At 60.8% G+C, this 9,272-nt stretch carries 9 protein-coding genes; 5 read left to right on the forward strand and 4 right to left on the reverse strand.

Annotation, left to right across the window (positions count from 1 at the left end):
* Nucleotides 1–346: 346 nt before the first annotated feature.
* Nucleotides 347–1,123, forward strand: a complete 777-nt coding sequence (locus QZ292_RS07985; protein WP_294600347.1) for a glucose 1-dehydrogenase — start codon at nucleotides 347–349, stop codon at nucleotides 1,121–1,123.
* A gap of 174 nt (nucleotides 1,124–1,297) precedes the next feature.
* Here QZ292_RS07985 and QZ292_RS07990 read toward each other — a convergent pair whose 3' ends face one another.
* On the reverse strand, nucleotides 1,298–2,125 hold the full coding sequence (locus QZ292_RS07990) for a hypothetical protein (RefSeq protein WP_294600352.1): 828 nt from the start codon (nucleotides 2,123–2,125) through the stop codon (nucleotides 1,298–1,300).
* A 141-nt stretch (nucleotides 2,126–2,266) separates the two neighbouring features.
* On the opposite strand from QZ292_RS07990, the gene QZ292_RS07995 reads away from it, so the two are divergent.
* Complete coding sequence (locus tag QZ292_RS07995) at nucleotides 2,267–3,184, forward strand: dihydrodipicolinate synthase family protein (protein WP_294600355.1); 918 nt, start codon at nucleotides 2,267–2,269, stop codon at nucleotides 3,182–3,184.
* 807 nt (nucleotides 3,185–3,991) lie between these two features.
* Here the strand turns inward: QZ292_RS07995 and QZ292_RS08000 are convergent.
* Entirely contained in the window at nucleotides 3,992–4,141 is a 150-nt protein-coding gene (locus QZ292_RS08000; RefSeq protein ID WP_294600358.1) for a hypothetical protein, read from the reverse strand.
* Between the two features lie 84 nt (nucleotides 4,142–4,225).
* On the opposite strand from QZ292_RS08000, the gene QZ292_RS08005 reads away from it, so the two are divergent.
* From QZ292_RS08005 to QZ292_RS08015, 3 genes are all read left to right on the forward strand, one after another.
* On the forward strand, nucleotides 4,226–5,416 hold the full coding sequence (locus QZ292_RS08005; protein ID WP_294600361.1) for an AGE family epimerase/isomerase: 1,191 nt from the start codon (nucleotides 4,226–4,228) through the stop codon (nucleotides 5,414–5,416).
* Nucleotides 5,391–6,500, forward strand: coding sequence for a cyclically-permuted mutarotase family protein (locus QZ292_RS08010; RefSeq protein ID WP_294600363.1), 1,110 nt, complete (start codon nucleotides 5,391–5,393; stop codon nucleotides 6,498–6,500). The genes QZ292_RS08005 and QZ292_RS08010 overlap by 26 nt, the downstream gene beginning before the upstream one ends.
* A 76-nt stretch (nucleotides 6,501–6,576) precedes the next feature.
* On the forward strand, nucleotides 6,577–7,863 hold the full coding sequence (locus tag QZ292_RS08015) for an MFS transporter (RefSeq protein ID WP_294600366.1): 1,287 nt from the start codon (nucleotides 6,577–6,579) through the stop codon (nucleotides 7,861–7,863).
* On the opposite strand, the gene QZ292_RS08020 is transcribed toward QZ292_RS08015, so the two are convergent.
* Entirely contained in the window at nucleotides 7,824–8,060 is a 237-nt protein-coding gene (locus QZ292_RS08020) for a hypothetical protein (RefSeq protein ID WP_294600368.1), read from the reverse strand. The genes QZ292_RS08015 and QZ292_RS08020 overlap by 40 nt on opposite strands.
* Nucleotides 8,061–8,745: 685 nt before the next feature.
* A complete protein-coding gene (locus tag QZ292_RS08025) occupies nucleotides 8,746–9,021 on the reverse strand; it encodes a hypothetical protein (RefSeq protein ID WP_294600370.1) in 276 nt (91 codons plus the stop codon).
* Nucleotides 9,022–9,272 lie beyond the last annotated feature (251 nt).

Here is a 9,272-nt window from a genome sequence, read left to right on the forward strand (position 1 = left end):
GAACTGCCGCTTTTTGAAAAAAGCGGCACCAAAAACTTTTAGTTAGCTACGCTACGCCTCAGGCTCCGCAATCCTCAGTCTTCGAGAGTCTGTTGGGCTGGGATGTTCGGCGGGCGCGCTTGGGTTATCTGCCCCATATTTAGCGCGCCGCGCCGAAAAATCCCAACCCAACAAAATAGTCCGAGGGTTGGGCTGCCGGCAGCTTTAGGATGCGTAAGCATCCTCTAAAGTTTTTCTGGTTCTCTTTGTTCACAAAGAGAACAGTACCCTCCAACTCAATGCAATAAGGATGCAGGGAATGGATTTTTTTGTATCTTACACACGATAACCCAAAATTGGAATCGGTATGAAAAATTTATTTGATCTTTCAGGGAAAATCGCGGTGGTGACCGGTGCGTCCAGCGGTCTGGGAGCGGATGCTGCGCGGGCGTATGCCGAGTACGGAGCCGATGTGGTGGTGTTGGCGCGGCGGCGGGAGCGGCTGGAGGAGCTGGCGGCCGAAATCGAGGGACGGGGACGGAAGGCGCTGGCGGTGGCGTGCGATGTGTCGGATGAGGCGAGTGTGGCGGAGGCGGTGGAACGGGCGGCGGAGCGGTTCGGACGGATTGATATTCTGCTGAACAATGCGGGGGTGGCGGTTCCGGGGACGGTGGAGGAGATCGAGGCGGAGGCGTGGGATCGCGCGATGGCGGTCAATGTGCGGGGGATGTATCTGATGGCGAAGTATGTCGTGCCGCACATGCGGAAGCAGAAGTACGGGAAGATCGTGAATGTCGCGTCGATCAATGCGGTGATCGGGGATAAAAGCCCGCAGCTGGCGAGGCATGTCTATAATGCGTCGAAGGCGGCGGTCAGGGGGCTCACGACGGGGATGGCGGCGTCGTATGCGCTGGACAATATCACGGTCAATTCGGTCGGGCCGGGGCTGTTCGAGAGCGAGATGACGGAAAACACGCTCTTCAAACACGAGGAGTTCATGAGGTTCTACAACATGCTCGCGCCGGCGGGAAGACCGGGGCGAAGGGGGGAACTCAACGGGACGATTCTCTATCTCTCGTCCGATGCGTCGAGCTATGTGACGGGGCAGCACATTCTGGTGGACGGCGGGACGAGCATTGTCTGACGGGATCTGTCGCTTTGATATCCGCCGGCGGGCATCAGGACGGTCGGCGGCAGGAGAAAAAGGGCTGCCTGTCGGCAGCCCTTTTGTCTTTCCCGGGCGTGAGGCACGATTGCCGGACTTCCGCTTCGTTCTGGTGACCGGGGGAGTATGGGGAGATAAAAATGTGGGGCGGAATCAGAAGAGGGATTCGCTGTCGCTGACGACGATCAGGGTCTCGCCGGCTGCAAAGGAGGAGGCGATCTCGTCGCCGCCCCGCACGACGGTGCATTTGGTCACTTCGTCGCCCACGACCTCTTTGACGCGCAGTTTGCCGATCTGTTCGCGGGCGATGGCGCCTTCACCCATGTCGGTCTCGCGGTAGACGAGGAAAAGGTCTTTGCGCTGGACGCCGATCGAATGTCCGCTATGGATGTAGAGCTCTTTCAGCCGTCCTTTGGCGTCGGCGGGAGCGAGGCGCAGGATGCGGGTCTCGAACCGGAAACGGCGGTCGATATAGAAGAGCAGGCTGTAAGGCAGGCTGGCAAAGGCGCGGGTGTCGGCCTCTTCGGCCGTGGCGCCGGAACCGGAGAGGCGGAACTCCTCGGGAACGATTTCCCGGTCGTTCCGGAGGTCGTAACCGGTGAGAATCAGCCGCATGGCGGTGGTAAACCGGGGTTTGCCACCGACGATCTCGCGACGGAAGAGGTAGTCGCTCACCTGACCCGAAATCACGTACCGGGCGCCGGTCGTCCGGAGGAGAATCTCGCGGTCGGCGGTGCTGCGGGATGCGGATAGGGACGGGAGGGTCTGGGCGTCGATCACCTGGTGCCGGCCCCGGTCGGTGAAAGCGCGGCCGACCTGCTCGCGCAGGCTCTCCACGTAGGGGACGGGGACGTCTCGCGTGTGGTCGAAACGGTCGATCAGAACGGTCTCTTTCTCCTGTGCGGCTGCGGGACGAAAGAGGCTGCTCAGCAGACAGCAGAGGCCGACGGCGGAAAGGCGCGGGAAGAAATGTCGATTCATGGGATGAAGAGGTTCTTTTTGTCAAATATAATTTTTTTTCTCCGGAAAGGTGTTGGAGGATGTCGCTTTTTGGGTATCTTTGGAGAGTGCGGCGGGGCGAATGGGCAATCATTTCTTATAATCAACGATATTCGAAACAAGATGGAAAAAATCAAGGGGCTTATCGATGCGCCGTTCACGCCGTTCGGGCCGAACGGGGATGTGAATCTCGAGCCGATTCCGGCTTATGCGGCGATGCTGGCCAAAAACGGACTCCGCGGGGTCTTTATCAACGGCTCGTCGGGCGAGGGGTATATGCTGACGGAGGAGGAGAGGATGCGGCTGGCGGAGGCGTGGATGGCGGCGGCGCCGGCGGATTTCAAGGTGATCGTGCATGTGGGGAGCACGTGTGTGCGGCAGAGCTTCCGGCTGGCGCAGCATGCGCAGCGGATCGGGGCGTGGGGGATCGGGGCGATGGCGCCGCCGTTCCCGAAGGTGGGGCGGATCGAGGAGCTGGTAAAATATTGCGAGGAGATTGCGGCGGGGGCGCCGGAGCTGCCGTTCTATTTCTACCACATTCCGGCGTTCAATGGGGCGTATCTGCCGATGGTGGATTTTCTGGCGGCGGTGGACGGCCGGATTCCGAACTTTGCGGGAATCAAGTATACGTATGAGAGTCTGTACGAGTACAACCAGTGTCGGCTCTACAAGAACGGAAAGTTCGATATGCTGCACGGACAGGACGAGACGATTCTGCCGTGTCTGGCGATGGGCGGCGCGCAGGGGGGGATCGGCGGAACGACGAACTACAACGGCCGCGAGCTGGTGGGGATTCTCGAAGCGTGGCAGGCGGGGGACTTGGAGCTGGCGCGTGAACGGCAGAATTTCTCGCAGGAGGTCATCAATGTGATCTGCCGGTACCGGGGGAATATCGTGGGGGGAAAGCGGATCATGAAGCTGATCGGGCTGGATCTGGGGCCGAACCGCACGCCGTTCCGCAATGTCACGCCGGAAGAGGAGGAGGCTATGAAACGGGAGCTGGAGACGATCGGGTTCTTCGAACGTTGCAACCGGTTTTGACGGGGTTTGCGGAGCGTGAGGTGCGTGGTCAAAGAGTGGGGTAGAGGCTGCCGCAGCGAAACGCAGTTTCGCCCGTCCACGGGACGTGGGGCCCGCGCGGCCCGAGCGCAGTCCCCTCCAGTTCAAAGCTTGTCGCGCGCCACGCCTAAGGGGACGATTCAACTGTTTCGGCGATGAGCCGAAACAGAATGAATCGCCCCGGCGCGCGAATAAAGAATAGTGCGAAAAAATCCGTCGCCCGCCCGCTTGGAGAGGGATTTCGCTCGTTTTGCGGTGAGCAAAACAGAGATGAAATCCCATCGGGCGACGGTAGAGGTGGCGGAGCGACAGCGGAGCCGCAATGAGGCGGACACGGTTTTGTACCGCGTTGGGCTGAGCTCTTGCGGTTCGGAGAACCGCGCGGGCCGGACGCCTCCCCACGGGAGGCCCGCAACACGCCGCTTACGCGTCGAAAATTGCGGTACCTCCCGGACGCCCGGATCGTATTGAGGTGAAGTAGGCTGCAAGTGGTGCCCATCCCGGAGCGCGGCTCTTTGAGCCGCAGGGGTTGCGGTCTTGGTTTTGTCCGCGCGCCTTGGGAAATCTTGTTTCAGTCGCCCGCAGGGATTTCCTCTCGATTTTGCTCACCGCAAAACGAGTGAAATTCCTCTTTAAGCGGAGCGGGCGACTTTCGAGTTTCGAGCCGGACGGAACTGCCCTCGGGCCGGGCAGGCCCCACGTCCCGTGGACGGGCGAAACTTACGTTTCGCTGCGGCTGTGTCGGTAAAATAGGGTAGAGGCGGCCATTAAAAGACGCTGCGCGTCCGTTTATTCCGAGAGGCAACGCAACTGACGGCCGGAGGCATGGCCGTACGCGTTGCTGGGATCGAGGCCCTGCGTGTAAAAGTACAAGAATACGCCGAGAGTCCCGCTGACTGCGGACGACCAGCTTTGCCCGTCACTGCCGACGGGCCACAACGCGCCCCCGCCGTAGCCGCGGTTGCCCGGGGCGGGCTCATTTAAAACACGAAACAGAACGTTTGAATCTACACACAAACCAACATGGACAAACAGACTTATTTGTCGCACTGGGCGGCGCAATACAAAGCCGATCTGACCGAAAATATCCTCCCTTTCTGGCTCGAAAACGGGTTGGACAGGAAAAACGGAGGGATTTTTACCGCGCTGGATCGCGATGGAACCTTAATGGACAGTGATAAGTCGGTCTGGTTTCAGGGGCGGTTCGCGTTCGTCTGCTCGTTCGCTTACAACCGCATCGAACGCAGGCCGGAGTGGCTCGCGGCGGCGAAGTCGACCATCGACTTTATCGAAAAATACTGTACGGACACCGACGGACACATGTTTTTCGAAGTTACCGCCGACGGGATTCCGGTGCGGAAACGGCGGTATGTCTTTTCGGAGTGCTTTGCCGCCATTGCCATGTCGGAGTACTCCATCGCTTCGGGGGATAAGGCGTATGGGCAAAAGGCGTTCGAACTTTTTCAGCGGATTCAGCGCATGACGTCGACCCCGGGATTCCTGGAGCCGAAGTTCCGGGAGGGGTTTGTGGGGAAGGGCCATTCGCTGACCATGATCCTGATTAACACCGCGTCGCGGATTCGGGCGGCGATCGGGGACGATCCCGTGTTGTCGGAGCAGATCGAACGGTCGATTGCGGAAATCCGGAAGGATTTCATGCACCCGGAGTTCAAGGCGCTGCTCGAAACGGTGGGGCCGAACGGCGAGTTTCTCGACTCGATGGCCGGACGGGTTATTAATCCGGGGCACTGCATCGAGACGGCGTGGTTCCTGCTCGAAGAGTCGCGATTCCGGGGATGGGACAGGGAGTTGACGGAGATGGCGCTCACGATTCTCGACTGGTCGTGGGAGTGGGGATGGGACGAGGCCTACGGCGGGATTATCAATTTCCGCGACTGCAAGGGCTTTCCGGCGCAGGACTATTCGCAGGACATGAAGTTCTGGTGGCCGCAGACGGAGGCCATTATCGCGACGCTCTACGCCTATCTGGCGACGCGGGACGAGAAATACCTCGGGATGCACCGCATGATCAGCGAGTACACATACGGGCACTTCCCGGACGTGCAGTTCGGCGAGTGGTACGGCTACCTGCACCGCGACGGGACGGTGGCGCAGCCGGCCAAGGGGAATATGTTCAAGGGGCCGTTCCACATTCCGCGCATGATGATTCAGTCTTATACGTTGTGTCATGAGATTCTCGACCTGCTGGCTTAGTCTGTTGCTGGGGCTGGCGGCGATGGGGTGCGCCGGCTCTTCCGATAGAGGGGAGTGGGTGCGGTTGCTGCCTGTGGATTCGGACGGGAGCTATGGGTATGGAGTCTCGGCGCCGTTTATCGGGACTTTGCCGGACGGGAGGGCTGTAGTGGCGGGGGGATGCAACTTTCCGGAGGTGCCGGCGGCGCAGGGGGGCGCTAAGCGGTACTATGACGATATTTATGTCTGGGATACCGTGGCGGAGGCTTGGCGGCCGGGCGGGAGGTTGCCGCAGGCGTTGGCATACGGGGCGTCGGTTTCGACGCCGGAGGGGATTTTTTGTGCGGGAGGGACGGATTCGACGGGGGTTTCGACAAGGGGGGTGTTTTTGCTGACTTCGGACGGACTCCGGGCGCTGGCTTCCTTGCCGGAGCCGCTGGACAATTGCGGGGGAGCGTACTTGGAGGGGAGGTGTTATGTGGCGGGGGAACGTGCGTTCTATATTTATGATTTTCAGTCGGATGCCTGGCAGGTGGGGCCGTTGTGGCCGGGGGCGGAGCGGCGGGTGCAGCCGGTGGTGGTGGCTCAGGGGGGACGGGTGTGGCTCTTCGGGGGATATGATCCGGAGGGGGCGGAATTTGTCTCTTCAACGGGGTACGCGTACGACCCGATGACGAACGAGTGGCAGACGGTAGCCGGACCAACGGACGAAAACGGTTTGCCGTACCTGGCGGCGGGAGGTGCGGGTGTGGCGTGGGGGGCGGATTCGATCGTCTGTTTCGGCGGGGTGAACGCGGCGGTCTTTACGGAGGCGCTGCGGCGGGGGCGGGAGTTGGCGGTTGCGCCCGGGAACGATAGTCTGCGCGCGGCGCAGCGGGAGTATATGGAGCGGGAGCCGGCGTGGTACCGGTTCAATGACCGGGTGTTGGTCTATAACACCACCTCCGGGGAGTGGAGTGTGTCGCGCGAACGGACGCCGGAGTCTGCGCGGGCGGGAGCGGGGGCGACGCCGATGCGGTGGGGGACTTCCCCGGGTGTCTTATTGTTCAACGGCGAACTGAAGCCGGGGATCAGAACGCCGGAGGTGTGGCTGTGGAGGCCGTGAGGGGTGGCGGGGCCGGGTGGCTGTCGATGGGGGCTTTTGTCGACAAAAAATTCGAAAACCAAACTCTTTTCCCGATATGAAGACTTTCGACACCGGAGGGGCTGCACAACGTTCGCGGATCTATCCGTGGGTGGTGGTGGCCTTGCTGTGGGGGGTAGCCCTGCTCAATTATATGGATCGGCAGATGCTCTCGACCATGCGCGATGCGATGCAGATCGATATCGAGGAGTTGCGCTCGGCGGCCAATTTCGGCCGTCTGATGGCGATTTTCCTCTGGATATACGGCTTCGTGAGCCCGGTGGCGGGGGCGGTGGCCGACCGCATCAGCCGGAAGTGGCTCATCGTGGGCAGTCTGTTCGTCTGGTCGGCGGTGACGTTCGGCATGGGGTATGCCGAGACGTTCGGACAGCTCTATGCGCTGCGGGCGGTGATGGGGGTCAGCGAGGCGCTGTACATCCCGGCGGGGCTGGCGATGATCGCCGACTGGCATCGTGACCGGTCGAGGTCGCTGGCGGTGGGGATTCACATGACGGGGCTCTACACGGGGCAGGCGATCGGTGGGTTCGGCGCGACAGTGGCGGCGGCTTTCACGTGGCACACGACGTTCCACTGGTTCGGGATTGTCGGGATGGCGTATGCCGTGGTGCTGGTGCTCTTCCTGCACGAAAACCGCGAGGCGGTGGTCTCGCGCCGGCTGAACCGCGAGGCGGCGGGGGCTGCGGGAAGTCTGGCGGGACGGGCGCGGGCGATGCTCAAGGGATTCGGACTCCTGTTCTCCAACGTGGCGTTCTGGGCGATTCTCTTCTACTTCGCGGCGCCGAGTCTGCCGGGGTGGGCGACTAAAAACTGGCTGCCGACGCTCTTCTCGGAGAGTCTCGGGATCTCGATGGACAAGGCGGGGCCGATCGCGACGTTTACGATTGCGGTGTCGTCGTTCGTGGGGGTGATTGTCGGGGGGATTCTCTCCGACCACTGGGTGCGGCGGAACCTGAGGGGGAGGATCTATACCGGGGCGATCGGGCTCGGGATGACGGTGCCGTCGCTGCTCCTGTTGGGATTCAGCCACAGTCTGGCGGGAATTGTCGGTGCGGGGCTGCTGTTCGGGGTGGGATATGGCATTTTCGATGCCAATAACATGCCGATTCTCTGTCAGTTCGTTTCGGACCGCTACCGGGCGACGGCGTACGGGATTATGAACATGACGGGGGTCTTTGCGGGGGCGGCGGTGACGAGCATCCTCGGCCGCTGGACGGACGGGGGTGACTTGGGGATGGGCTTTGCGTGGCTCAGCGTGATCGTGGCGGCGGCGGTCGTCATCCAGCTCTATTTCCTGCGGCCTAAGACGGACAATATGGCGGACTGACTCTGCCGGGACAGGATGGGCGGATAAAAATCAGGCAGGCTTTTGAGGCCTGCCTTCATTTTTTTGCGGTCGTACTGCTTTTTCGACCGGTGGATGCGTCGGACGCCGACCGGATGTCCGTGTGCGGCGATCTCTTCGTTGCGACTGGCCCGTCGGTTGGCCCGGAGGTAGTCGTCTTCGGTGATGCGTCTTTTCATGATTCGTTGTGACAGGTTTGTCTGCCGTTCGGCAGGGATGCAAAGATAAAGGATTTTTTTTGCAGAGGCTGCTGTGGCGAAACGTAAGTTTCGCCCGTCCACGGGACGTGGGGCCCGCGCGGCCCGAGCGCAGTCGAAGCTCGACGCGCGCCGCCGCCTAAAGAGGGAAATCGTCAAAATGCGTTTGCGCGTTTTGACAAGATTTCCCAAGGCGCGCGGCAATGTGGCGGAGCGCCAGCGGAGCCGTAGTGAGGCGGACACGGTTTTCGCACCGGGTCGGGCTGAGCTGGAGGCGGGGATTTGGGCTGAGCTATTGTTCGTGCTTTGGGCCGAGAGCGAGTAGCGCGATTCCTTTGGAATCGCCGGCCTCGGGCGCAGCGGCGCGGGGGAGGCGCGCCGAGGACGAATCCGGCAGACGGCTTGCCCAAACTCTTGCGGTTCGCAGAACCGCTGGGCTTGCGCGCTGGGCCTTTAGCCCACCCCCGGAGCGCGCAGCCCGAACTCGACAGATGGTTTGACCAAGCTTCTGCGGCTCGCAGAGCCGCGCGGGCCGGAGCCACCCCCGGCGTAGGGCCGCAATCTCGCGATGCTCGTCGGGTCCCCGCTGGCTCCGGCTGCGACGTAGGGTAGAGGCAGCTCGGTTATTAGGGTAGAGGCTGCCAATTGGGAGTGCGGCACGCCCCGTTTATTCTGAGAGGCAACGCAACTGAAGACCGCTGGCCCGATAGTCCGAGTTGCCGGTATTGAGGTACTGCGAATAGGAATTCGAGTTCAGACCACCGATACCGTTTACCGACGATGAGTAACTAAATCCTCCGTTGCCGATACCGCCCAGTACACCCGAGTTTGAATCGCGGAAGCCCGGGGCGGAGACAGGAATTTTGCATACTTCCGCCCCGACACAATAAAACTTGAATAAAACTCCCGCGACATAGGGGGCTGACCGCCGAACGGTAAACATACGGCGAACTTAGTTTCGGTTCAATAGCGGAATTTCGGAAAGTTTGGCCGAAATTTGCCGGTGCAATACCCCAAAAGAGTGTTCGGAGCAAAACATTTTCTATCTTTGTCCCTGTCGGGAATCCTCCTCACGGAGGCCCCGGCAGACATATTTCGATGAAAGTGTTTAGCTTTTATCCTTGATAAGAAATCTGGAAAATTTCTATATACGCCATTAACCGTGCTGATTATCAACAATATTTACAAATTGCA

This window comes from uncultured Rikenella sp., from assembly GCF_910577125.1.
GTDB lineage: Bacteria > Bacteroidota > Bacteroidia > Bacteroidales > Rikenellaceae > Rikenella.